This window comes from Streptomyces sp. RB17 (assembly GCF_009604455.1).
Lineage (GTDB): Bacteria > Actinomycetota > Actinomycetes > Streptomycetales > Streptomycetaceae > Streptomyces.
Window position 1 is genome coordinate 763,221 of the sequence record NZ_WEGL01000002.1, and the last position, 21,913, is coordinate 785,133.

Annotated in this window: 19 protein-coding genes and 1 pseudogene; 9 read left to right on the plus strand and 11 right to left on the minus strand. The window is 72.7% G+C overall.

Features of this window, described 5'->3' with window-relative positions:
- Positions 1-6 precede the first annotated feature (6 nt).
- Positions 7-195 carry a ferredoxin gene (locus SRB17_RS10440; RefSeq protein WP_153537034.1) on the plus strand — a complete coding sequence of 63 codons (189 nt, stop codon included), beginning with the start codon at positions 7-9 and terminating at the stop codon, positions 193-195.
- On the opposite strand, the gene SRB17_RS10445 is transcribed toward SRB17_RS10440, so the two are convergent.
- Positions 182-766 carry a TetR/AcrR family transcriptional regulator gene (locus SRB17_RS10445; RefSeq protein ID WP_153537036.1) on the minus strand — a complete coding sequence of 195 codons (585 nt, stop codon included), beginning with the start codon at positions 764-766 and terminating at the stop codon, positions 182-184. The two genes, SRB17_RS10440 and SRB17_RS10445, sit on opposite strands and share 14 nt — an antisense overlap.
- A gap of 129 nt (positions 767-895) precedes the next feature.
- On the opposite strand from SRB17_RS10445, the gene SRB17_RS10450 reads away from it, so the two are divergent.
- Together SRB17_RS10450 and SRB17_RS10455 are read left to right on the plus strand one after the other, a co-directional pair.
- On the plus strand, positions 896-1,354 hold the full coding sequence (locus tag SRB17_RS10450) for a nuclear transport factor 2 family protein (protein ID WP_153537038.1): 459 nt from the start codon (positions 896-898) through the stop codon (positions 1,352-1,354).
- 57 nt (positions 1,355-1,411) lie between these two features.
- Positions 1,412-1,960, plus strand: coding sequence for a flavoprotein (locus SRB17_RS10455; RefSeq protein WP_153537041.1), 549 nt, complete (start codon positions 1,412-1,414; stop codon positions 1,958-1,960).
- Here SRB17_RS10455 and SRB17_RS10460 read toward each other — a convergent pair.
- On the minus strand, positions 1,957-2,820 hold the full coding sequence (locus SRB17_RS10460; protein WP_153537043.1) for a hypothetical protein: 864 nt from the start codon (positions 2,818-2,820) through the stop codon (positions 1,957-1,959). The two genes, SRB17_RS10455 and SRB17_RS10460, sit on opposite strands and share 4 nt — an antisense overlap.
- 151 nt (positions 2,821-2,971) lie before the next feature.
- Positions 2,972-3,796, minus strand: a complete 825-nt coding sequence (locus SRB17_RS10465) for an endo alpha-1,4 polygalactosaminidase (RefSeq protein WP_194293963.1) — start codon at positions 3,794-3,796, stop codon at positions 2,972-2,974.
- A 193-nt stretch (positions 3,797-3,989) separates the two neighbouring features.
- On the opposite strand from SRB17_RS10465, the gene SRB17_RS10470 reads away from it, so the two are divergent.
- Complete coding sequence (locus SRB17_RS10470) at positions 3,990-4,958, plus strand: aldo/keto reductase (RefSeq protein WP_153537047.1); 969 nt, start codon at positions 3,990-3,992, stop codon at positions 4,956-4,958.
- A 12-nt stretch (positions 4,959-4,970) separates the two neighbouring features.
- Here the strand turns inward: SRB17_RS10470 and SRB17_RS10475 are convergent, their stop codons facing one another.
- Positions 4,971-5,780 carry a phytanoyl-CoA dioxygenase family protein gene (locus SRB17_RS10475; protein WP_153537048.1) on the minus strand — a complete coding sequence of 270 codons (810 nt, stop codon included), beginning with the start codon at positions 5,778-5,780 and terminating at the stop codon, positions 4,971-4,973.
- A gap of 74 nt (positions 5,781-5,854) precedes the next feature.
- Between SRB17_RS10475 and SRB17_RS10480 the strand changes: the two genes are divergently transcribed.
- Both SRB17_RS10480 and SRB17_RS10485 read left to right on the plus strand, forming a co-directional pair.
- Positions 5,855-6,769 (plus strand): helix-turn-helix domain-containing protein, encoded by a 915-nt coding sequence (locus tag SRB17_RS10480; RefSeq protein WP_153537050.1) that lies wholly within the window; start codon positions 5,855-5,857, stop codon positions 6,767-6,769.
- A gap of 281 nt (positions 6,770-7,050) precedes the next feature.
- The gene (locus SRB17_RS10485) at positions 7,051-9,258 is read left to right on the plus strand and encodes an RICIN domain-containing protein (protein ID WP_323375259.1); all 2,208 of its coding nucleotides are present in this window, start codon (positions 7,051-7,053) and stop codon (positions 9,256-9,258) included.
- 1 nt (position 9,259) lies between these two features.
- Here SRB17_RS10485 and SRB17_RS10490 read toward each other — a convergent pair whose 3' ends face one another.
- The 5 genes from SRB17_RS10490 to SRB17_RS10510 form a co-directional block, all read right to left on the minus strand.
- Complete coding sequence (locus tag SRB17_RS10490) at positions 9,260-9,778, minus strand: universal stress protein (protein ID WP_153537052.1); 519 nt, start codon at positions 9,776-9,778, stop codon at positions 9,260-9,262.
- Positions 9,779-9,809: 31 nt separating this feature from the next.
- On the minus strand, positions 9,810-11,063 hold the full coding sequence (locus SRB17_RS10495) for an arsenic transporter (RefSeq protein WP_153538186.1): 1,254 nt from the start codon (positions 11,061-11,063) through the stop codon (positions 9,810-9,812).
- A gap of 64 nt (positions 11,064-11,127) precedes the next feature.
- The gene (locus tag SRB17_RS10500) at positions 11,128-12,369 is read right to left on the minus strand and encodes a hypothetical protein (protein ID WP_153538188.1); all 1,242 of its coding nucleotides are present in this window, start codon (positions 12,367-12,369) and stop codon (positions 11,128-11,130) included.
- 197 nt (positions 12,370-12,566) lie between these two features.
- Positions 12,567-13,259, minus strand: coding sequence for a DUF4232 domain-containing protein (locus SRB17_RS10505; RefSeq protein ID WP_153537054.1), 693 nt, complete (start codon positions 13,257-13,259; stop codon positions 12,567-12,569).
- Between the two features lie 152 nt (positions 13,260-13,411).
- Positions 13,412-14,803 carry a serine/threonine-protein kinase gene (locus SRB17_RS10510; RefSeq protein ID WP_153537056.1) on the minus strand — a complete coding sequence of 464 codons (1,392 nt, stop codon included), beginning with the start codon at positions 14,801-14,803 and terminating at the stop codon, positions 13,412-13,414.
- A 47-nt stretch (positions 14,804-14,850) separates the two neighbouring features.
- Between SRB17_RS10510 and SRB17_RS10515 the strand changes: the two genes are divergently transcribed.
- The gene (locus SRB17_RS10515; RefSeq protein WP_323375260.1) at positions 14,851-15,399 is read left to right on the plus strand and encodes an RNA polymerase sigma factor; all 549 of its coding nucleotides are present in this window, start codon (positions 14,851-14,853) and stop codon (positions 15,397-15,399) included.
- Positions 15,400-15,414: 15 nt separating this feature from the next.
- On the opposite strand, the gene SRB17_RS10520 is transcribed toward SRB17_RS10515, so the two are convergent.
- Entirely contained in the window at positions 15,415-17,844 is a 2,430-nt protein-coding gene (locus SRB17_RS10520) for a SpoIIE family protein phosphatase (RefSeq protein WP_153537058.1), read from the minus strand.
- A 265-nt stretch (positions 17,845-18,109) separates the two neighbouring features.
- Here SRB17_RS10520 and SRB17_RS10525 point away from each other — a divergent pair.
- Both SRB17_RS10525 and SRB17_RS10530 read left to right on the plus strand, forming a co-directional pair.
- Positions 18,110-21,206: pseudogene (locus tag SRB17_RS10525) on the plus strand (glycoside hydrolase family 2 TIM barrel-domain containing protein).
- Between the two features lie 79 nt (positions 21,207-21,285).
- Complete coding sequence (locus SRB17_RS10530; protein WP_153537060.1) at positions 21,286-21,621, plus strand: hypothetical protein; 336 nt, start codon at positions 21,286-21,288, stop codon at positions 21,619-21,621.
- Between the two features lie 30 nt (positions 21,622-21,651).
- Here SRB17_RS10530 and SRB17_RS10535 read toward each other — a convergent pair whose 3' ends face one another.
- On the minus strand, positions 21,652-21,888 hold the full coding sequence (locus SRB17_RS10535) for a 2OG-Fe(II) oxygenase (protein WP_323375261.1): 237 nt from the start codon (positions 21,886-21,888) through the stop codon (positions 21,652-21,654).
- Positions 21,889-21,913 lie beyond the last annotated feature (25 nt).

The following is a 21,913-nucleotide window of genomic DNA, read 5'->3' on the forward strand; positions in this document are numbered from 1 at the left end:
CAGCTCATGCACATCGACATCGACAAGGACGTCTGTATCGGCGCGGGTCAGTGCGCGCTGACGGCACCGGGCGTCTTCACCCAGGACGACGACGGCTACAGCACCCTGCTGCCCGGGCGTGAGGACGGCGCGGGCGATCCGATGGTCCGGGAGGCGGCCCGCGCCTGCCCGGTGCGTGCGATCACGCTGTCCTAGGACGGCCGGGCCCGACCGGGCGGGCGGCCGCCACCAGGGCTCGCGCCGCCTCGCGGGCCTCGGCAGCCGGCCGGGCGGTCCCCGTGATGCCCGCCGTCACCATCGCCCCCTCGGCGAGCAGGAAGAGGGGTCCGGTGAGCGCGGCGGGCAGTCCGGCGTCGGCCACCAGCGAGGCGAGGTAGTCCCGGAACGCCTCCTTGTGGGCGCGCACCTGCTCGGCGACCAGAGTGGAGGTGGCGCCCAGCTCGCCGTAGGCGTTGATCCAGGCGCAGCCGCGGAAACCGTCCTCGCCGAACCACCCCTCCAGCCAGTCGAACACGGCCGGGATCCGCTCCCGCGGGTCCCGCCGCCTCGCCACGTGCTCCGCGAGGCGTCCGCGCCAGCGCTCGTCCCGCCGTGCCAGATACGCCGCGACGAGCTGCTCCTTGGCGGGGAAGAGCTGGTAGAGCCGCTTGAGCGAGACACCTGACGCGCCGCGCAGTTCGTCCATGCCCACGGACTGCACGCCCCGGGAGTAGAACAGCTCCTCGGCGGCGTCCAGCACCCTGTCCCGGGCGGCGGCACTGTCCATCGGCGGCACCCTTACTCCTCGATGCGCTCGGACCGATGTCCTCCTTGACTGGAGAACGAGCGTTCTCCTATCGTAGCAGCAGCGTGGAGAACGCTCGTTCTCCGATGTCGTCCGACCCAGGAGGAGACCATGGCCGACCGTCCGCCCCTGCCGCCGTTCACCCATGCGACCGCCGCGCAGAAGGTCCAGGCCGCGGAGGACGCCTGGAACACCCGCGACCCGCACAAGGTGGCGCTCGCCTACTCCGAGGACTCCGTCTGGCGCAACCGCGACACCTTCGTCACGGGTCGCGCCGGCATCGTCGCGTTCCTGACCGCCAAGTGGCAGCGCGAGCTGGACTACGCGCTGCGCAAGGACCTGTGGGCCTTCGACGGCAACCGCATCGCCGTCCGCTTCCAGTACGAGTCCCGGGACACGGACGGGCGCTGGTGGCGCTCCTACGGCAATGAACTGTGGGAGTTCGACGAGCACGGCCTGATGACCCGGCGGGAGGCCAGCATCAACGACGTACGCATCGAGGAGGGGGAGCGCCGCATCCACGGCCCCCGCCCCGAGGCCGAGCGCGGGCGGTCCTTCCCGCTCCGGTAGCGTTGCCGTTCAGCAGATTTCCCGTTCAGCAGTTTTCCCGCTCAGTAGGGTTCCCGGATGACCGAACAGGCCGAGAAGCCCTTCCTCTACGTCGTCGTCTGCGCGGCCGGCATCGCCTCCGGCGTCAGCAAACTGATCAGCACCGCCCAGGAACGGGACTGGCGGGTCGGCGTCATCGCCACACCGCTCGCCATGGGCGGTTTCTTCGACAGCGCGGCCGTGGAGGCGCAGACGGGCCGGCCCGTCAGATCGGCCTGGCGCACACCGGTCGACCCCCGCCCCTTCCCGCCACCGGACGCCGTCGTGGTGGCACCCGCGACCTTCAACACCGTCAACAAGTGGGCGGCCGGCATCGCCGACACCCTCGCGCTCGGCACCCTGTGCGAGGCAGCGGGCCTGGGCGTACCGATCGCCGTCCTGCCCTGCGTCGCCGGCGCGCTGGCCGCCCATCCCGCCTACCGGGACAGCCTGCAGCGGCTGCGCGGGATGGGCGTCCGCTTCGGCGACCCGTACACCGGTGAGGTCCTGCCGGACGGCGACCGGCCGGACTTCGCCTGGGAACGGGCGCTGGACCTGCTCCAGCGGGAGGCGCCGGATGTGCTCTAGCGGCAGGTCAGCGTCGGCCCGGCCAGCATGTTCCCGGTGAACATGTCCTGGCCCTTCGGCACCCAGTAGCCGAGCTTCGACACCACCGTGGAGCACTTCGCCCCGACCGTGAAGCGGAGCTTCAGTGTCTCCGGGTGCCCGGGCTGCAGCTCGGTCACCGTGCAGTCCAGGGAGTGCGCCAGCCGGGTCTTCGCCGGATACCGCCCCACCAGCGGGTTGACGCAGCGCCTGTCGGCCGTGCTGATCCGCAGGCCGGTGCCCTCCTGGCCGATCATCCCCAGCCGGGCGTTGCCGTCGCCGTCGGCACTGTCCCGGCGGATCGTGTAGGTCACGGTGGTCGTGGCGTTGCGGCGCAGCACGGCCCTGTCGACGGTGACGGAGTGCGTCGGCTTCGCCTTGGCCGCGGTCAGCGCCACGGTGGCCTGCACCGTGCCCTTCAGGTCGACACCGGCGGGCGTCGACCGCACGCGGACGGTCGCGCTGACGTCGTAGCTGCCCGGACCCGGGTACAGGCCCGAACCGGGCAGCGTTCCGTTGCCCAGGGTCTTGCCGGACCGGGCGACCTTCCACGTGCCCTCGGTGCGACAGGCGTAGCGGATCCGGGTACGGCCGACCCGGCAGGTGGCCGGGGCCGTGATGTTGAACCTCGGGGCGCCGGTGTCCGCGCACAGGCTGACCTCGGCCTGCTCACCGTGCGCGCCGCGCAGCGTGCCGGCCACCGAGCACAGGGTCGCCGGAGCCTCGGGCGCCGGCATCTCGGGCGGCCGCGCGGCTGCGGCGGACTGGGCGCAGCCGGGGGTGACGAGGGCCAGCGGCAGCAGCGCCGCTCCGGCCAGGGTTTTCAGGGTGGTGGGACGCATCGGCACCGCGTTACCTCCGGGTGGCCGAGACCGGCCGGATGCCGGTCGTCTGCGCCGAGGATGAACCGACAGTACGACGATCGGCGGACTCCCACGCCGCACGGTCACCTGGGGGCAGCAATGGGTTGGCCCGGGTGCGGCTACAGAGGAGTCAGCCGACCTCGCGGACGTACCCCTTGCTCCGCGGAGTGGACACATCCCGGTCCCGGCGGACGATGCTCAGCCTGGCGCCCCAGTCGGCGACCGCCGAGCGCAACCCGGCGTCGGTGTACTCGATGTCCACCACCCGGTCGTCGAACGCCCTGGCGAACACCCCGCATTCGCCGTACTGCCCGCACTCCTCCGTCACCGCGAAGTCCAGCCCGGCCCGCCGCCGCACACCGGCCAGTTCGGCGGTGTTCTTCTGCGCGACGGCCAGGTGCCGGGCGTGCGCGTGCCGGGTCAGCAGGGTCATGAAGGCGGTCGCGTCGGCAGCGGTGAGCAGGCGGTGGGAGCGGGTGTAGCTGTCGTAGTTGTCCGGCTCGACGGCGTCGAAGCCCTTGTTCGCGCAGCCGTCGATCCAGTCGTTCACCCGCTCGGCCACCCGCTCCCGCCTGGCCGGGGTGCGGAGGTCGAGCAGGGCCTCGTTCCAGTCCTCGTCGATGACGGCCTCGCCGTGCGCGTCGCGCAGCAGCAGGTCGGCCGGCCAGGAGGCGCGCTCTTCGGGCTGGGCCTGGAAGGCGTTGACATAGCAGATGTTGTACAGGCCGGGCGCCGGGGAGGCGGAACGGTCGCGGCTGACGATCCGTACGCCCTTCGGCGGGGGATAGGCACCGCCGATCTGGTAGTCGAACCCGGCGTGGCGCGGGGGCAGCCGTACCGCGGCGGGCTTCGGCGAACTCCGTCGCTCCTTGCCGCCGGAGTCGCCCGAGGCGCCGGAACCGCCGGCTGCGCAGCCGGCCAGCGCCGACAGGGTGACGATCAGAGCCGCTGCCATGGGGCCTGCGCTCCCGCGCGAGCCCGCGGCGCGGAAAACACCCTTGGGGGGCAAGTCCGCTCCATCCTGCCCACGCCGGGCGGCGCGGCACACGGCAGGATCAAATCGCCCGCGCGCTTCGCTCGTCAAGCCGGTGCCGGGCCACGCCGTAGGCTCGTGGGTGACCATCGTCCCGAAGGCAGGAGCAGCAACGATGCAGTACGTGAAGCTCGGTTCGACGGGCCTGGACGTCTCGCGGATCTGTCTGGGCTGCATGACCTACGGCCTGCCCGACCGCGGCGTCCACGAGTGGACCCTCGACGCGGAGGCGTCCCGACCGCTGATCCGGCAGGCGCTGGAGGCGGGCATCACCTTCTTCGACACCGCGAACGTCTACTCCGACGGCACCAGCGAGGAGATCGTCGGCAAGGCCCTGCGCGACTTCGCGAACCGCGACGAGATCGTGCTGGCCACCAAGGTGCACGGCCGGATGCGGCCGGGCCCCAACGGCGCTGGGCTGTCCCGCAAGGCGATCATGGCCGAGATCGACCACAGCCTGCGCCGCCTCGGTACCGACTACGTCGACCTCTACCAGATCCACCGCTACGACCACGCGACCCCGATCGAGGAGACGCTGGAGGCGCTGCACGACCTGGTCAAGGCGGGCAAGGTCCGCTACATCGGGGCGAGTTCGATGTACGCGTGGGAGTTCTCCAAGCTGCAGTACACGGCCGAGCGGCACGGCTGGACCACGTTCGTGACCATGCAGAACCACTACAACCTGCTCTACCGCGAGGAGGAGCGGGAGATGCTGCCGCTCTGCGCGGACCAGGGCGTAGGCGTGCTGCCGTGGAGCCCGCTCGCCCGGGGCCGGCTCACCCGTGACTGGGGCACGGTCACCGAGCGCAGCGCGAACGACAACTTCGGCAGCCGGCTGTACCTGGACAGCGACCGTTCGATCGTCGAGGCCGTCACCCGGATCGCGAACGACCGCGGCGTACCCCGCGCCCAGGTGGCCCTCGCCTGGCTCCTGCACCAGGACACGGTGGCGGCACCGATCGTGGGCGCCGCCAAGCCCCACCACATCGAGGACGCGGTGGCCGCCGTCGAACTGGAGCTGACGGAGAAGGAGATCGAGGAGCTGGAGCAGCCCTACACTCCGCGCGCGATCAGCGGCCACTGAGGCTCTGACGGTTCAGTGCGGTCCGTGCGGTACGAACTCCGTGCCGCACGGACCCGCCCCCTCGCTCGCCGGCAACGGCACCCGCTCGCCCGACATCGTGAGCGTCCGGTAGTACCCCCCGATCCGCTCGGCCGACCGCCCGACGTAGTGCCCGATGAACGACCGCCGGAACCGGTCGGCGGTGCGGTTGGGCCCGGAGCCGTGCACCAGGCTGCCGTTGAAGAACAGCACGTCACCCGGTGCCAGATCCACGGGAACCGAGGTCAGCCCGGCCGGAGGCGGCACGTACTCGCGGGCGAACGACAGCTGCTCGTCGGCGAGTTCGGGGCAGAACAGGTCCATCCGGTGGGTGCCCGGGACGACCTCGAGCCCGCCGTTGTCCCGGTCGATCGGCTCGCAGGCCACCCAGGCCGCCACGCACGTTCCCGGTTCGACCCGCAGATAGAAGTTGTCCTGGTGCAGCGCCTGCCCACGCGCACCCGGCGGCTTGAAGTAGAACATGCTCTGCGCGGCCAGCACCTCCTCCCCGAACAGCACCTCCAGCACGGCCCGTAGCCGGGCGTCCAGCAGGAACTCCCGTGCCACCGCGCTGAATTCGTGCGGCTGCATCACCCGGGGGTAGCGGCGCAGCGGGTCGGGGTCCGCCGGACGGGGCTCGAAGCGGCCCGGCACCGGACCGGCCGCGTACAACGCGGCGAACGCGGCGCACAGCCGCTCGGTCTCGTCCCGGCCGAACAGCCTCCGTACGACGGTGAACCCGTCCTCCTCGAACCGCTGCCGCAGTGCCTGCGGCAGGATGCCGCCGCTGTCCGTGGCTGTCATGTGTCCGCTCCTCGGCGTCCGGTGGTCAGATGGTCACTCACCCGCCACGCTAGGCAGACGCACCCGACGGGAGGATGCCCGTGCATGCTGAGGACCTGCGCGTGACGGCTGCCGCCGCCGACCCGTCCCCGCCGCCCGGACTCGTGGTGACCGGCCGCTACGACCAGCCGCCGGGCTACGGCGTCAACCGGCCCCGGGGCTCGGACAGTTGGCTGTTCACCTTCACGCTGGACGGCTGCGGGCTGCTCCGCCAGGGCGCCGCCCGGGCCCGCGCCGGCGCCGGTGATCTGGTGGTGCTCGCTCCGGGCACCGGCCACCGCTACACCGTCGCGCCCGGCGCCGAGTGCTGGCGGTTCTGGTGGACGCACTGCCAGGCCCGCCCGTCCTGGACGACCTGGCTCGCCCCGTACGCCGTGTCCGACGGCCTGTACGCCATGACACCCGTACCCGGCGCCCTGCACGGCCGTATCGAGGCGGCGTTCGGCCGGATGCTCGCCGACGCCCGCGGACCGGCCGGGGGCACCCCTGGGCAGGACGCCCCGCGCGAGCCGGACCCGGTGGCCGTGGCCCACGGCAGCCTGGCGCACGAACTGGCCCTGTGCGCACTGGAGGAGGTGGTCCTGCTCGCCGCCGGCGGTGCCCGGACGCCGCCACCCGCGACGGATACCGACGCCCGGGTGCGCCGGGCCGAGGAACTGATCGCCGCCGACCCCGGCGCCCCGCACACCGTCCGCTCGCTCGCCGAGAGCGTCGCGCTGTCCCCGTCCCGTTTCGCCCACCTGTTCACCCTGCGCACCGGGCGGCCGCCGATGCGGGCGCTGCGCGAGGCCCGGCTGCGGCACGCGGCCCGGCTGCTGGAGGCCACCGGCCTCACGGTGGAACGGGTGGCGGCGGCCTCCGGGTTCGGCAGCCCCTTCCACTTCAGCCGGGTTTTCCGGGAACGTTACGGAGTGCCGCCGGGCGCCTACCGGACGGGCGGACGGCGATAAAGGGAAGAAAGGGATTACCTTGAACCTGCGTCAATAAGGAATCCTGCCGCGGTGAATGTCGATATTCGAAAGATCCCTTGTTCGCGCCCGTGTGGCTGTGCAAAAGTGTGCACTGTCGGCGCGCAGGCTCATCGGATTTCCCTCTGTATGCGCCAGGCCGCTCCCCGTACACCCCCCACGCTTCAAAAGAGCCGCCTCAGGTGGACGTTCGAGCAGCCCCACCACCTTCCCATACCGCTTGGTATGGACTAATTCCGTATCACGTCTGGAGGAATGCAGTCGTGAATGAGGCAGGCCGGTCGGACGAACAACTGAGTGCCGAGCTGAAGAAGTGGACGGGAGGGACACCCGCGCTCCATCCCGTCGGTGAACTCCTCGACCGGCACTGGGAAGCGGCCTTCGCCTACGCACGGCTGTGCACGGACGGGACGCGCGCCGCCGGCATGCTCACCACCGCCGCATTCACCCGGCTGTTCGGGGAGTCGCTGCGGCAGACCGGGCCGACCGCCGCCTGGCGGCCCCATGTGCTGGTCGCCGTCCGGCGGATCGCGGCCGAGTGGGACACCGACGGCCGCCAGGAACTCCTCCACCCGGCGCTGCGGTCCGCCGCCACCGGTGAGCGTGCCGCCGCCCGGCTGCTGCCGCCACCCGGCCGGCGGCTGCTGTCGCGCGCGTTCCAGCGGGTGCCGCAGACCTCCCGTGCCGTGCTGTGGCACACGGAGGTCGAGGCCGAACCGCTCGCCGTACCGGCGGCCCTGCTCGGGCTGGACCTGGAGGACGCTCGCGTCGAGCTCCGCCGGGGCCGGGAACGGCTCCGCGAGGAGTGTCTCCAGGCGCATCGCGAACTCGCCCCCGACAACGAGTGCCGGCGCTACCTGCGGATGCTCGACGTGACGTTCCGGCGCGGTGGCGTCGACATCGACCCCGATCTGCGCGAGCACCTGGGCCGGTGCGGTCACTGCAGCCGCACCGCCGACCAACTCGCGGCGTTCAACACGGGACTTGGGCTCGCGCTGGCCGAGGCGGTCCTCGGCTGGGGTGCCCACGCCTACGTCGACGCCCGGGCGAGCCGCGCCGAGGAGCCGTCCGAACCGGCCCCACAGGCCGAGAGCTTCGCCCCCCGCTCCGGCGAGCCCTTCCTGCCCCCCGAGCCACCGCACCGGCCCGGTCCCGCCGGGGGCAGGCGGCGAGGTGGCGCCGTCGAGTCCGGCCGCCGAGGCGGTTCGGCAGCGTCCACGGGCCGCAACGGCTCGGCCGAGTTCCTGGCGTGGAGCGGTTCGGCCGAGTCCGCGGGGGAAAGCGGCTCCACCGAGTCCGCGGGCCGGAACAGCGCCGCCGAGCCCGCGCGTCGGGGTGGTCCCGCCGGGGGCGGGCGTCGGGGTCGTTTCGCCGGGTCGACGGGCGGGGGCGGCACCGCCGGCGCCTCGCACCGCCGCGCCTCCGCCGACTCCGCCTTCGCTTCCTTCGATGCCGCAGGCGTTGCCTCCGCCGCAGGCTCCGCGTACGCCGACGACTCCTCCCCCCGCTCGGCCCGACCCTCCGCCGTCGCCGGTGCCACGAGTGGTCCTGGGGACGCCCTCCCCTCCGGTCGGTCGGCTCATCGTGCCGCTCGTGCCCGGCGTGCCCGGCGGCGCAATCTCGCGCTGGCCGTCGTCACCGTCAGCGGGCTGGTCGTACTGCCCCTGGTGCTGTGGTCGGTGCTCGGGTCGGGTGACGGAGCGGCCCCGGCCGACAAGGACGCCTCCTCCCCGGCGCCCGGCAAGGACGCCGCGAGCCCCGGCGCGTCCTGGGCCGGTGCGAGCGGGGCCGGCGAGGGCGCCCTGCACGGACGGCTGCACAACCTCGCCTCCGGACTGTGTGTCGGCGTCGTCGGCAAGAAGGCCGTGCAGGGCGCCGAGACCGAACTCGCCCCCTGCTCCGCGACCCCGAGCCAGCAGTGGACGTACGAGACCGACGGACTGCTGCGCAACTCCGCGGCGCCCGGTCTGTGCCTGGACTCCCACCTCGGCTACTCGGTCCGCCTCGCCCCCTGCTCGGCCACCGGCAAGGCCGCCCGCAACATCCGCTACGACTTCACCCTCCAGGGCGCCCTGATACCCCGCTGGAACCAGGACCTGGCCCTCACCCCGGCCGCCACCGACGGCTCCGGCGCCCTGGTGCTGAAGAACCGCGCGCCCGGCGACGCCCAGCGCTGGTCCGTGGACACCGCCAGACCCGATCTGCAGATGGAGAACGTCAACTGGGACAGCGACAGCGCCGCGTCGCCGACCGCCGGCCCGAACCCCGTGTCCTCCCGGGCGACACCCACCCCCCGGGGCTCCGGCACCAGCCCGTCACCGGCCCCGAAGCCCACGGCGACCGGGTCCGGCCCCGCTGCCACGCCGTCCACCACGTCCGACCCCTGCTCCGCGTACCCGTACTACTGCGGCTGGGGCAGCGGGGGATACGGGGACGGCGGAGGTTATGGCGATGGGCGTCACCGCCGCTGACTCACGGGTGGTGCGGCGGTGGCGGCGGGATCGTGCCCAGCCCCGGGGCCGGCTCCGGCCACACCAGCAGCACCGGGCAGGGCGCGTGGTCGACGGCGAACCGGACCGCCGGGCCCAGGCTCTTCGGCCCGAGCCGGGACCGGTCGCCGTCCCGGGCCAGCACCAGCAGATCGGCGCCCTCGGCGGCGGCCACCACCTCCCGCTCGACCCGGCCCGAGCGTTCCTCGCGCACGCAGGGCCGACCCAGCCGCTCCGCCGCCGCGTCGAGCAGCTCGGCCGCCGAACTCCCGCCCAGCGCCTCCAGCCGGTCGCCCGGGTCCTTCCCCCAGCCTTCGGCCGGGAGGTGCCCCCACGGACCCCCGCGCCCGAGCAGTCCGGCGAACGCGCCGTGCGCCAGCCCGGGCACCTCGGCCCCGGTGACGTGCAGCAGCACCACCTCGGCGGTGTCCGGTGCGTGGGTGCGTACGGCGTCCACGCAGGCGGGCCAGGTGCCCTCGACGAGCCAGGCGATCACACGCATCGGTCGGCCTCCCCAGACGTCGGACGAGCTCTCAGAAGATCTGCAGTGACCCCCACAGTGCCACCACCGCGACCGCGAGCGAGGAGGGCACGGTGAGCAGGCCCAGCCGGGTGAACTCCCCGAGGTCCACCTCGTGCTCGTGCTGGTGCACGATCCGCCGCCACAGCAGCGTCGCCAGCGACCCGGCGTAGGTCAGGTTCGGGCCGATGTTCACGCCGAGCAGCACCGCCAGCACCGCGCCCGGTCCGGCCGGTGCGGCCAGCGGCAGCAGGACCAGGACCGCGGGGAGATTGTTGATCAGGTTCGCCAGGACGGCGGCCAGCGCGGCGATCCCGAGCAGCGCCGGCAGCCCGGTACCGCCCGGCATGACATGGCCCAGCACGTCGGAGAGCCCGTTGTCGACGACCGCCCGCACCACGATGCCCAGCGCCAGTACGAACGCGAGGAAGGCCGGGGCCGCCGCCCGTACGACGGTCAGCGGCGTCGCCTTGCCGCGCACCAGCGCCCGCCCCGCCAGCACCAGCGCGCCCGCCGCCGCGACCCAGGCCGGCTCCACTGCGAACGCCGACGCCACCACGAACCCCGCCAGCGTGCAGCCCACGGTCACCAGGGCGAACAGGGGCAGTTCCGGAGCCTCACCGGTGTCCCGGCCGGACGGCACCGCCGCCGCGAGGTCCCGGGCGAAGAACCGCCGGAACACCACGAACTCGGCACCGATCGCCACCAGCCACGGCAGCGCCATCAGCGCCGCGAACCGGGTGAAGCTCAGCCCGCTCGTCGCGAACGCCAGCAGGTTCGTCAGATTGGACACGGGCAGCAGCAGCGACGCCGTGTTCGACAGGTGGGTGCAGGCGTACACATGCGGTTTCGGCCGTACGCCGGTCCGCGTGGCCGTCGCGAACACCACCGGGGTGAGCAGCACGATCGTGGCGTCCAGGCTGAGGACGGCGGTGATGACGGACGCCAGCGCGAAGACCGCCGTCAGCAGCCGCACCGGACGGCCCGCCGCCCACCGGGCCGTCCACGCCCCGCACGCCTGGAACAGCCCGTCCACATCACAGAAATGGGCGAGGACCAGCACCGCGGCCAGGAACCCGACCACCGGCCCGAGCCGCTCGGCCTCGGCCCTGGCGTGGCCCAGCGAGATCGCCCCGGTGGCGACCGCGATGCCGGCGGCGGGCACGGCCATGACCGCCTCCGGCCACCCGAAGGGCCGTACGACGGCCCAGGCCAGCACGGCGACGAGCAGAACGGCGGACAGGGCCTCGGCCAGAGGGGTGTTCAGGGGCAGGTCCTTCCGGAATGGATCAGTCGGTGCCCGCCCATGAAAACAGACGATCGTGAACGAGTTACGAGCTGTGGCTGCCCGCCGCGCCCAGGAACTCCGCCCAGCCGCCCGCCGGGGCCTGTCCCGGCACCAGCGTGCGCAGCTTGCGCAGCACCGCCGGGTCCTGCGCCGCCAGCCAGGAAACGAGCTGCTTGAACGACACGAACCGCACGTCGTCGCCGTACGCGGCCATCTTCCCGATGGCCTCCTCGACGGCGTCCATGTAGATGCCGCCGTTCCAGCGCTCGAAGTGGTTGCCGATGAAGAAGGGGGCGCGGTTGGTCGTGTACGCCCGCTGGAAGCCGGCGACATAGGCGTCGCGGGCCTGGGTGCGCCAGGCGTCGAACTGGGTGCGGTCGCCGAGCGGGTTGCCGCCGGACTGGTTGAACATCATGTTGTAGTCCATCGACAGCACTTGGAAGCTGTGCCCGGGGAACGGTATGGACTGCAGCGGGAAGTCCCAGATCTTCCCGCCCTGCACCTTGCCCGGCCAGATCTGGAGCCCGCCGGGGGAGCTGGCGTCGTACTTCCAGCCGAGCGCGGCCGCCGTCGGCAGCAGGTTGGACTGGCCCTCCAGGCACGGCGTACGGCCGCCGATCAGCTCCTTTCGGTAGTCGAAGGGGAGCGGCTCCAGGTCGGTGAAGCCGGTGTTGGTCTTCCACTTGGTCACGAAGTCGACCGCCTGGTCTATCTCGCTGCGCCACTCGGCCGGGGACCAGTTGCGCACGCCGGTCGCGCCGCAGAAGTGCCCGTTGAAGTGGGTGCCGATCTCGTGGCCCTCCAGCCAGGCCGCGCGGACCTGCTGGAGAGTGGCGTGGATGTGCCGGTCGGCGAGGTAGCCGATGGCGGAGGCGCCGACCGCGTGCTGCGGCGGACGGTACAGGTTCTTCTTCGACTCGGGCAGCGTGTAGATGCCGCTGAGGAAGAAGGTCATCTTGGCGCCGTGGTCGGCGGCGACCTTGCGGAAGCGGGAGAACAGCTGGTTGCTCAGCTCGCCCGCGCCGTCCCAGGAGAACACCACGAACTGCGGGGGCTTCTGGCCCGGCTTCAGCCGCTCGGGCGTCGGCTGATGCGGCTGGGCCCCGGTGTCGGCCGTGGAGCCGTCACCGATCGGCTTCACCGGCCGGGCCTGGGCGGTGCCCTTGCCGTCGTCCGCCGGGCCGTCGACCGAGAGGCCGGTGCCGGAGGAGCACGCGGCCAGCGCGCCCAGGGCGCCCGCCGCCGCGCCCGCCGTCAGCACTCGCCTGCGTGAGATCCCGCTCATCATGTCCCCGATTTCCTTGTCACGGCCCCTGCGGAGCCTGCTCGCCGTTGTGGGTCGACGGGTTCGATGACGGGAGTCGGGGGAAAGATCGCGGCCACCGGTGCCTGTTGCCGTCCTGTGACAGTTGTGGCGCGAACATGACGAACCCCGCTGCCCAGGGAGTGGGACAGCGGGGTTCGAGGGGGCGTTCGGGCCGGTCAGGGGGCCGTGCCGGGGCTGAACACCGACAGGAAGACGGACGAGGAGTTCCCGGAGACCGGCACCGCTCCGCCCGTCCACGCCACCTTCAGCGAGTCGTGCTCGTCCGGCGGCGTCACCAGCAGCGCGGCCGGGCTGGCCGTCTTCGCACCGCTGATGCCGGGGTTGGAGAAGGTCAGCCCCGCCCAGGCGCTCTGCCCGGGCTTCAGGGTGATGGTCGCCGGGGAGCCCGACTCACGCCTGGGGTCCGGGCCGACCTGGCTGCCGGAGGCGCTCACGAACGCCGCGCCCGGATAGCCGTGCACGGTGCAGGTCCGGCCGGACGTGTTGGTGAGGACGACCGGGAAGTTCTCCTGGCCTGCGCCCGGGTCGTTGCGGCCCACCGAGGCGCGCAGCTCGGAGGTGTGGCAGCGGCTGCTCGCCGGGGCCGTGTTCGTGCCGCCGCCGCCCGTCGAGGGAACCGCCTTCGAGGGCGCGGTCGTGGCCGCGCCGGTGGGGGTGGTGCCCGGGGCGGACGTGGCAGAGGCGGCCGGGGTCTTGCTGCCCGTCGCCGGCGCAGCCGTACCGGACGCCGTCATGGGCGGGTTGCTGTTCACATCGTGGCTGTTGCCGCAGGCGGTCACGAGGCCCAGCACGGCGACCGTGCCCACGAGCAGGGCCCCGTGCCGCGCGGACCGGGGTGTGTACACCATGTCGCTCAACACTCCTGGAGGGTCGTGGCACGCGCCGGAACGCGTGCCTCAGGGCGCGGGTGCGCCGTCCTCACACTCCGATGCGCACAGGCCCGGAAAAGTTCGGCACACGCAGGAATCTTTTCCCCGCTGTGACCTCCGGCAGGCGCCCGTCAGGTCACGCTCAGCGAACGGAGTATCCCCTCGGTCGCGTCCCCGTCGCCCCGCTGGCGCACCTGCACGTACACCTGGGGCTGTGCGGCGCCGTTCGCCGGGTCCAGGGCGGACTCGGTGACCGAACCGCCGTCCGGACAGCCGCTCCAGGCCCGTACCAGACCGTGCCAGTCGGCGTCGGTGAAGGTCCGGCTGCCGGAGAAGCGGCAGCCGGAGTGGCCGAGGGCCTTCACGCGCGCCGTGACGTCACCGTGCTCGCTCACCCCGACGAACACGCCGTCCACCGCCGCCCCCAGATCGGGCCACCGGCTCAGGTCGTCGGCCACCACCAGCCCGGGGTCGTGGCCCCTGCCGAGCCCCAGCGCGCTCGGGTCCCAGCCGGAGTCGCGCAGCTCGCGGCCGAAGCCCGCCGGCACGGTGACGGTCACCCGCCCGGTGGAGTCCGTGACCCGCACCCGGTCCGAGGAGTCCGGGCGGTGGATCAACAGGGTCACCGCGGTCGCGGCCGCCGCCGCGGCGAGGACCGCGGCCACCGCCAGCGTCACCGTGTTCAGCCGGCCACGCACGCCGTCCAGTCGCCGGACGGGCCGGAGCGCGGGCGGCCCCGCCGCCAGCCGGTGCAGCTCGTCGGCGAACGCCTGCGCGCCGGGCCAGCGGCGCGCCCGGTCCGGCTCCAGCGCGCGCAGCAAAGCCCGCTCCACGTCCTCGCCGAGGTCCGGCCGCAGCCGCCGGGGCGGTACGACCCGGCCGGGCGGGCCCGGCACGGTCCCGGTGACCAGCTCGTAGCCGACCGCGCCCAGGCTGTAGACGTCGGCCCGCTCGTCGATGCCCTCGCCGGGCTCGGCCTGCTCGGGCGGCTGATAGCCCGCCGAGCCCGCGGCCAGCGTGAGCACCGACGCCTGCGCGAGGCTCTTGGCGAGCCCCAGATCGGCCAGCAGCACCCGCCGGGTGCCGTCCGGGGCGGTGTGCAGCAGCACGTTGGTCGGCTTGATGTCCCGGTGCACGATCCCCGCCTCGTGCAGCGCGGCGGCGGCCCGCGCGGCCTCGGCCGTCAGCGCGAGCGCGTGCCCCACCGGCAGCGGCCCGTGCGCCAGCAGGTCGGCGAGGGTGCCGCCGGCGGCGTACTCCATCACGAAGTACGGCCTGCCGTCGGGCAGTTCACCGATGTCGTAGACCTGCACCACGCGGCTGGAGCCGGCCCGGCGCAGCAGCCGGGCCTCGGACAGGAAGCGGTCCCTGATGTCCAGCCGGTGCGCCCAGTTCTCGGCGAGGACCTTCAGCGCGACCGGGGCCTCGAGCTCGTCGTCGTGGGCGAGCCAGACCGTCGCGAAGGCGCCGGTGCCCAACGGCCGTTCGAGACGGTAGCGGCCGATCCGATCCAGGGAGTGCATACGACTATCATGCCTGGCCTGAGATCGACTCAAAGGGGGACCCGTCCGTGCAGGACCAGGCGCCGATGGAAGACCTCGCCCGGCGGGCCGCCGCAGGCGACAGCGTGGCCCTGGACCGGCTGCTCAGCGAGATCCGGCCGGAGGTCCTGCGCCGCTGCGGGCGCTTCCTTCCGTGCCGGGAGGACGCCGAGGAGGCCGCCCAGGACGTGCTGCTCCAGGTGGCGCGGCACATCTCCCGCTTCGAGGGCCGCAGCCGCTTCAGCACCTGGCTGTACACCGTGGTCGCCAACTGCTGCCGGCAGAAGTACCGCGAGCTGAAGCGGCGGGCCGCCGAGCAGCCGGCCGCCATCGAGCCCTCGCACGCCGTCGACCCGCGCACCACCAGCGTCATCGCGGGTTCCCGGGTGGACCTGCTGGAGGCGCTGGAACGGCTGGAGCGGACGCATCCGCACCTGGTGGCGCCGTTGGTCTACCGCGACATCTGCCAGCTGGACTACGCGGAGGTCGCCGAACGGATCGGCATTCCCCTCGGCACCCTGAAGTCCCGCCTCCACGAGGCCCGCAAACTGGTACGTCCCTGGCTGGCGGGCTCCTGAGCGCCTCCGGTCCGACTAGAAGCCCTGTTGGTCCGACTGGAAGCCCTGCTGGTCCGGCTCGAACAGTGGCAGTTCCGCCCAGATCGTCTTGCCCTCCGGGGTGTGCCGGCTGCCCCAGCGCTGGGTGAGCTGGGCGACCAGCAGCAGGCCGCGGCCGCCCTCGTCGAAGATCTTGGCCCGGCGCAGGTGCGGGGCGGTGTGGCTGGTGTCGCACACCTCGCAGATCAGCGTGCTGGAGTCGTGGATCAGCCGCAGCCGGATGGGGTGCGAGCCGTACCGGATGGCGTTGGTGACCAGTTCGCTGACCACCAGCTCCGTCGTGAACGAGGCCTCGCTCAGCCCCCAGGTGTCCAACTGCTGCACGACCTGTTTGCGGATCGGCGCGACCAGGGCCGGGTCGGCCGGGATGTCCCAGGTCGCGACCTGCGCGGACGGCAGGCCCTGGGTGCGGGCGAGCAGCAGGGCCACGTCGTCCACGGAGCCGCCCGGCGGCAGCACGGTGTGCAGGATGCGGTCGCAGGTCCCGTCCAGGGAGTCGGTGTACGTCCCGAGCGCCTCGTACAGCTTCTCCCGGCTCGTCTCCGGATCCCGTTCCCGGGACCACACCAGCCCGTCCGTGTACAGCGCGAGGACGGTTCCCTCGGGCAGTTCCACCTCCGTGGACTCGAAGGGCAGCCCGCCCAGGCCCAGTGGGGGACCGGCGGGCACGTCCAGCGCCTCGGGCACGCCGCCCGGCCGCAGGACCACGGGCGGCGGGTGCCCGGCGCGGGCCACCGTGCAGCGCCTGGACACCGGGTCGTAGACCGCGTACATACAGGTCGCGCCGACCTCGCCGGGACTGCCGGCCTCGCCGGGGCCGGCGCCGGCCCCGGACTCCTCCGACAGCCGGACCACCAGGTCGTCCAGGTGCGTCAGCAGCTCGTCCGGCGCGAGGTCGATGTCGGCGAGGGTGCGCACGGCGGTCCGCAGGCGGCCCATGGTCGCCGAGGCTTCCACGCCGTGCCCGACGACGTCCCCGACGACCATCGCGACCCGCATCCCGGACAGCGGGATCACATCGAACCAGTCGCCGCCCACCCCGGTCCGCGCGGCCGGCAGATAGCGCGAGGACGCCTCCAGCGCGGCCGTGCGCGGCAGTGTGCGGGGCAGCAGGCTGCGCTGGAGCGCGAGCGCGGTCTCCCGCTCACGGCAGTAGCGGCGGGCGTTGTCGATGCAGACGGCGGCCCGGGTGGTGATCTCCTCGGCGAGCAGCCGGTCGTCCGCGGTGTAGGGGTCCGGACGCCGGTGGCGGCTGAACAGCGCGACACCGAGGGTGAGCCCGCGTGCCTGGATGGGCACCGCCATCGAGGAGTGGATGCCGAATCTGCGCACCTGCTCGCCCCGCGTGGCGTTCCAGGTCAGCCACGTCCGCATCTCGCCCGCCGCCACCGAGGCGATGATCGTGCTGCCCGCGGTCAGCGCGTCCGCCTGGGGCGAGCCGGCCGGGTACTCCTCGGTCTGCCCCGGCCTCATCACCGCCTCCGGAACCCCGTGCAGCACCGAGTGATGGGCGGCCCGGCGCAGGGTGAGCGGCGCCGTGACCCGGGCCGGGGGTTCGCCGCCGTAGTCCTGCGGGTCCAGCAGGTCGATGGTGACGAAGTCGGCGAGCGCGGGCACGCACACGTCCGCCAGCTCCTGCGCCGTACGGGTGACGTCCAGCGTGCTGCCGACGCGCACGCTCGCCTCGTTCACCAGCTGCAGCCGCTGCCGCGCCCGGTAGTTGTCGGTGATGTCGTGCGCGGCCAGAGACACCCCGCGCACCTGGCCCTGGCCGTCCAGGACCGGGGCCATGCTGGCGAGCCAGGCGTGGGCGCGGTCCTCGCCGCCGGTGCGCAGGTACGTCTGCACGTTCAGCGGGCTGCCGGTGGTCAGCACCTGGAGCATGGCCTGCTCCAGGTCCTCGCTCTGCGGTTTGCCGCCGATCTCCGCGAGCCGCAGCCCGCGCACGTGCTCCTCGGGCAGACCGACGACGTCGGCCATCGCCTCGTTCATCCGGCGCAGCCGCAGCTCGGCGTCGTACACGGCGACGGCGCACGGCGACTGGAGCAGGCCCGCCGCGGCGAGCGGGTCGTCGGCGGCGGGCGGTTCCGTGCCGGGCAGCGGGGTGACGACGAGCCAGCTGCCGCCGTGTCCGTCGTGCGCCGGCCGGCGGTGGGCGAGCAGCCAGACCGGGACGGTACGGCCGTCCTGGTGGCGCAATCCGACCGTTCCTTCCCAGCGAGGGCCCGTGGGCAGGGCCCGGGGGTCCTTTGCGGCCAGCAGCCGGGCTGCGGGGCGGCCCAGGACGGCGTCCGCCGGGTGGCCGAGCAGGCGCCTGGCGCCCTCGTTCCACTCGACCAGCGTCCCGTCGTTATCGATGACAGCCCGGGCCGTCGCCGCGTCGTCGAACGGATAGACCCGGCTCATCGTCGCCGCTCCCCAGCGCACACTCACAGTGAACAGGTGGCACCTCTCGTGTTCCAGCGTAGTGCTTCCGGGGCTCCCGCGAGCCGCAACCGCTGTCCCCCTGGCCGGTCGGTCGAACACGGTCAAGGGGCAAATCCGGCCGATCTGTCGACCGGGGTGGTCGCGAGGCTCCCGACCCTTGACGATCGCGTGTGGCATCCCGTCAGAATCTGTTTGTTCACGATCAGTTGTGAGTACTTCTGGGCCCTGATGAGGGAGAGCCGCCATGACGGTCACCCGCCGATCGGTACTGGTCGCCGGCACCGCGACACCCGCGGCCGGCGCGCTGCTGAGCATCCCCGCCCCGCCGGCCGCCGCCGAGGCGTCCGCCGGTGCGGGCGGACGCCACAGCGTGCCCCTGCGGGACGGCTGGCGCTTCGCCCTGGTCGATCCGGGCGGCATCACCGATCCCAGCGGCGCCTACGCACAGGCCGCCGATCCCGGCTACGACGACTCGGCCTGGCGCGAGGTCGCCGTGCCGCACGACTGGTCCATCGAGCAGACGCCCACCACCGACCACGGCACCACCAGCGGCACCGGCTTCCTCCCGGGCGGCCTCGGCTGGTACCGGCTCGCCTTCACCCTGCCGCCCGCGTACGCCGGCCGGCGCATCTCGGTGGAGTTCGACGGCGTCTACATGGACTCGTACGTCTACTGCAACGGCACGCAGGCCGGCCGCCACCCCTACGGCTACACCGGCTTCGCACTCGACCTCACCGGCCTCGTGCACACCGACGGCAGCACGCCCAACCTGCTCGCGGTCAAGGTGCAGAACCAGCTGCCGAGCAGCCGCTGGTACTCCGGCAGCGGCATCTACCGCGAGGCCCGGCTGGTGATCACCGAGCCGGTGCACGTGGCGCGCTGGGGCACGTACGTCACGACCCCGGAGGTCTCCGCGGCAAGCGCCCGGGTCCGGGTGGCGACGGCGGTGGTGAACGAGTCCGGCACCGGCACGGACGTCCAGATCCTGTCCCGGATCACCGGCCCCGACGGCCGCACGGTCGCCCGCACCTCCACCACCGTCGCGGTCGCCGACCGGGCCACCGAAACTCACGAACTGACCGTCGGCAAGCCCCTGTTGTGGGACTTCGCGACCCCGGAGCACCGCTACACCCTGCACACCGAGCTGCGCGTGGCGGGCCGCACCACCGACATCTTCAGCACCCCCTTCGGCATCCGCAGCTACCGCTTCGACCCCGACGAGGGCTTCTCCCTCAACGGCACCCACACCAAGATCAAGGGCGTCGACCTGCACCACGACCAGGGCGCGCTCGGCGCCGCCATCAGCATCGACGCGGTCCGCAGACAGATGCGGATCATGAAGTCGATGGGCGTCAACGCCTTCCGCACCTCCCACAACCCGCCCTCGCCGCAGATGATCCAGGTCTGCGAGGAGCTGGGGATCGTGATGATGGTGGAGGCCTTCGACTGCTGGCGCACCGGCAAGACCACGTACGACTACGGCCGCTTCTTCGACCAGTGGTGCGAGAAGGACGCCACCGAGATGGTGCTGGCCGCCCGGAACTCACCGGCCGTCGTCCTGTGGTCCATCGGCAACGAGATCCCCGACTCCACCTCCACGGCCGGACTCGCGATGGCCGACCGGATCATCGGGGCGATCAAGGCCGCGGACGACACCCGCCCGGTGGTGATCGGCTCGAACAAGTACCACGGCGTGCCCGCCCAGGGCTCGGCCGCCGACCTGATGCTCGCCAAGCTCGACGGGCTGGGCCTCAACTACAACACGGCCAAGTCGGTCGACGCGCTGCACGCCCGGTACCCGCACCTGTTCCTCTTCGAGTCCGAGTCCTCCTCGGAGACCTCGACCCGGGGCACCTACCAGGAGCCGGAGCACCTGAACACCGGCGAGAACCACACGCCGGGCAGGCGGGAGACCTCCTCCTACGACAACAACCTCGCCTCCTGGACGATGAGCGGCGAGTACGGGCACAAGAAGGACCGGGACCGGAAGTGGTTCGCCGGACAGTTCCTGTGGTCCGGCATCGACTACATCGGCGAGCCCACCCCGTACAACGTCTTCCCGGTCAAGACGTCCTTCTTCGGCGCGGTCGACACGGCAGGCTTCCCGAAGGACATGTACCACCTCTTCAGGAGCCAGTGGACGGCCGAGCCGATGGTCCACCTGCTGCCGATGACCTGGAACCACGAGGAGGGCGACACGGTCGAGGTCTGGGCGTACGCTAACGTGCCCTCGGTCGAGCTGTTCCTCGACGGAATGTCCCTGGGCGTACGGCAGTTCGACGTCAAGGAAACCACCGACGGGCGCGGCTACCTGGAGACCACCGAGGCCACGGGCGACGACAAGACCTTCACCGACGGCCCCTACCCGGGCAGCTACACCAGCCCCAACGGCAGCGCGGGAAAGCTGCACCTGACCTGGAAAGTGCCCTTCCGGCCGGGCGAGCTGAAGGCGGTGGCACGCTGGGACGGGCAGGTAGGTGGTCGCCACCGACGTGCTGCGCACGGCAGGCGCCGCGCACGCCGTACGGCTGACGACCGACCGGAACTCCCTGGCCGCGGACGGCCGTTCGCTGGTCTTCGTCACCGCCGAGATCGTCGACGCGCACGGCGTGGTGGTGCCCGACGCCGAGCACCTCATCGCCTTCGACCTCACCGGCGGCTCCCTGGCCGGGGTCGACAACGGCCGCGAGGAGAGTGCCGAGCGCTACCAGGCGAGCACCCGCACCGCGTTCCACGGCAAGGCCCTCGCCATCGTCAGGTCCGGTACGAACCCGGGCCCGCTGACGGTCACCGCGCGGGCGGACGGCCTGCGCACCGGCACGGCGAGCGTGCACACCACCCCGGCGGGCGACACCGCCCGCACCCCGGCGGCCGGCTTCCGGCCCGACCACCCGTCACCCGCGAACTACCCCTGCCCGGACGCCAGTTACTCAGGGCGCCCGGACACCCTGCCCGCCGCGATGCTCGACGGCGATCCCGCCACCGGCTGGTCCAACGCCTTCGCCAAGTCGGCCACCGCGCTGCTGCCCGCGTTCAACGGCGCTCGCGCCGAGGACTGGGTCTCGGTCGACTTCGGGCGCACCCGGACCTTCGACCGGGTGGCGGTCTCCTTCACCGTGGACTCCACCCATGCGCTGCCCGCGAAGGCCGAGGCGGCGGTGTGGGACGGGCGCGCGTACGTCCCGGTCACGGGTGCGAAGGTGGAGTGGGCCACGACCTCGGACACCCCGACGCTGATCACTTTTGACCCGGTACGGGGCTCCCGGCTGCGGCTGACGCTCACGAGCGCCCATCCGGGGGAGGCGAAGGGGGCGGTACGGATCAGCAGGCTGGATGTGTGACAGCGGGCGAAGCCCGGTGATCCTCTGAGGTTCCTCAATTTCCTTGCCGGGTACGGAGGGTGACGGCCATGGTGATCCCATGGCACCTCTCGCGGGACTGAACAGAAGACACGACGCCGTACTCGTCATCCGGGACGCGGACATGGTGACCGCGGCTCTGCGGCGGGCGCTGGCCGAGGCACCCCCGGAGGAGCGCCCGGGTCTGGAGCGCGCCGCGGCACTCGTCGAGTCCACCGCCGCCGCCAGCGAGGGGGAGCTGCGGGCCCGTTGGGTTCGCTCCCGGCTGGCCGCCGTCGGCTTCGCCGGGGACATCTCCTCCGTGGCGGCGTTGAAGGCACTGCGTCAGGCTGAGCCGCGGCTCAGCCTGATGGCGGCGGTGCAGCTGCAGAAAGAGGCCGTGGCTCGTCCGGAGTGACCTGCCCCTGCGCCGGAAGCCACGGTGGCCTCACGCCACGTCGTGGAACACCAGCCCCAGCGTCCGCCGCCGGCCCGACCGTACGGTGCTCACCCCGTGCCGCATCGCGTCGGCCGACCAGCCCGGGCGGGAGCGCACGGGGTGGTCCCGGGTGGTGAACACCAGGCCGGGGCCCTGGCGCAGGATGCGCGCGATCATCACCTGGAGAAGAAAGACCAGCTCTGCGCCGAGCGATCCTGGCCGGCGGCGTGACAGCGCTCCAGCCACTCGCCGAGGGAGTCGGGCAGCGCCC